General features: G+C 59.5%; 2 protein-coding genes. Both read right to left on the bottom strand.

Features of this window, described 5'->3' with window-relative positions; all coding sequences use genetic code 11:
• Positions 1 to 45: 45 nt before the first annotated feature.
• Positions 46 to 1,602 carry an IS66 family transposase gene (locus tag HU770_RS26680; protein ID WP_186666565.1) on the bottom strand — a complete coding sequence of 519 codons (1,557 nt, stop codon included), beginning with the start codon at positions 1,600 to 1,602 and terminating at the stop codon, positions 46 to 48.
• Positions 1,603 to 1,620: 18 nt separating this feature from the next.
• Positions 1,621 to 1,848: IS66 family insertion sequence element accessory protein TnpB (tnpB, locus tag HU770_RS26685; protein ID WP_186666567.1), on the bottom strand; the 228-nt coding region annotated here is incomplete at its 5' end.

Below are 1,848 nucleotides of genomic sequence, written 5' to 3' on the forward strand. Positions count from 1 at the left end.
GAGTGCGATCCATGAACCCCACCTACCGCCAGATGGAGCTTCGATTTACCGTTGCATCTCCGGTGAGCAGTTCCACGGCAGCAGCGCTTCGTAGTCCTCTACCGACGAGGCATGCGGCAACCGCTCCAGTACGTGGCGCAGCCACGTATAGGGCTCTTGGCCGTTGGCCTTCGCGGTCTCGACCAGGCTGTAGATCTGTGCACTGGCCGCAGCACCCTTGGGCGTGTCGCTGAACAACCAGGCCTTGCGCCCGATGACAAACGGCTTTATCGCACGCTCTGCCAGGTTATTGTCGATCGGCAAATGGCCGGCCTCGACGTAGCGCTCCAACCGACTCCAGTTGTTCGCCAGATACTGCACCGCCTTGCCCAGCACGCTTTGCGGTGTGACTTGGGACTGCGTCTTGTCCAGCCAGCTTTTCAACTGGCCGAGGATCGGCAGGCTTCGTTCCTGGCGACCGATGAACCGCTGGTCATCGCTGACATCCTTGAGTTCACGCTCGATGCCATACAGCTTGTTGATCATCGCCAGCGCCACATCGGCACGTCCCGTCTTGCCTTTGGGCTGCACCTTTTGCGCCTCGACAAACTTGCGTCGTGCATGAACCATGCACGCCAACCGTTCGACACCGGGCTGTAATGCCAACGCGTTGTAACCGGCGTAATCATCGGTCATGACATAACCGCGATAGCCCTCCAGCAGGCGCAACGGTACCTCCTGCGCACGGCTGGTGGTGTAGTCGAACAACACGACTTGTCGATCAGGTGGCCCGCTGGCCTGCACCCACATCCAGGACTGGCTGGTCGGGTCGCGATCCGGTTCCTTGAGCACCTGCACCCGCGTTTCATCGCAGTGAATCACCGGGCTTTCCAACAACCGCTCACGCATCAGGTTCAGCAGCGGCTGGAAGTGTTCGCTGCACTGGATTACCCAGCGGGCCAAGGTTTGCCGGGGGATTTCGATGCCATGCCGGGACAGTACGCTTTCAAAACGGTGTAGCGGCAGACCATCGACATACTTGGTGGTCAGCAGCATGGCCAGCACGCTGGGGCTGGCCATGCTCTTCTCGATCAGCTGTGCCGGTTTGTCGGCGGTGACCGGCGCCGCTTCACAACCACGGCAGCCGTAGACCTTGCGCACATGTTTGAGCACGCGGATCTGCATCGGCACGATATCGAGCTGCTCGCTGGTTTCCTCGCCAACCACATGCTTGCGGCAACCGCAGACGCAGGTCAGCTCGTGCTCGGGCAAGTCGTGGATGACTTCGACACGTGGCAGGTCGGCCGACAACGGTTTGCGCTTGCCACGACGTTTGACTGGGGCAACGACTTCTTCGTCCGCATCCTCAACCACGGCCAGCAACGGCTCGCTTTCCGGCTCGTTGAACATTGCCAGTTGCGGCGTATTGGGATCGACCGTCTGCTCGGATTTGCGGTTGAACAGCCGATCCCGCAGCAGCTTGATCTGTTCTTTCAGGTCGACGATATGGGTGGCATAGGCTTCGTTGACTTCCTGCTCGCGCAAGCGTGCTTCGTAGGCCTCAAGCAACATCTGCTTGAGTAGTACGGGATCGTCTGGAAGGTTGTCGGGCAAGGAAATCATGCCCCGGATTATACCGGGTCAGGCAACGAAACGGGGTGTCAGAACCTGATGTGGACGGTTGCGCCAGAGGTCGAAGCCGTCGAGTAACCAGTTAAGTTCCTGGACGGTCAGGACGATGGCTTCGTCGGTGGCGTCGGGGGAAGTTTTGAAACGTTCGGCTTCGAGGCGCTTGAGCCAAAGGCAGAAGCCGTTGCGCTCCCAGTACAACACCTTGATGCGGTTACGGGCTTTATTGAGGAAGACGAA

The sequence above is a fragment of the Pseudomonas sp. SWRI68 genome, from assembly GCF_014269165.1.
GTDB classification, from domain to species: domain Bacteria; phylum Pseudomonadota; class Gammaproteobacteria; order Pseudomonadales; family Pseudomonadaceae; genus Aquipseudomonas; species Aquipseudomonas capeferrum.

Coding starts and splice junctions, on each gene's coding strand:
- HU770_RS26680 (WP_186666565.1), bottom strand. CDS start 1,602: ATGATTTCCTTGCCCGACAACCTTCCAGACGATCCCGTACTACTCAAG.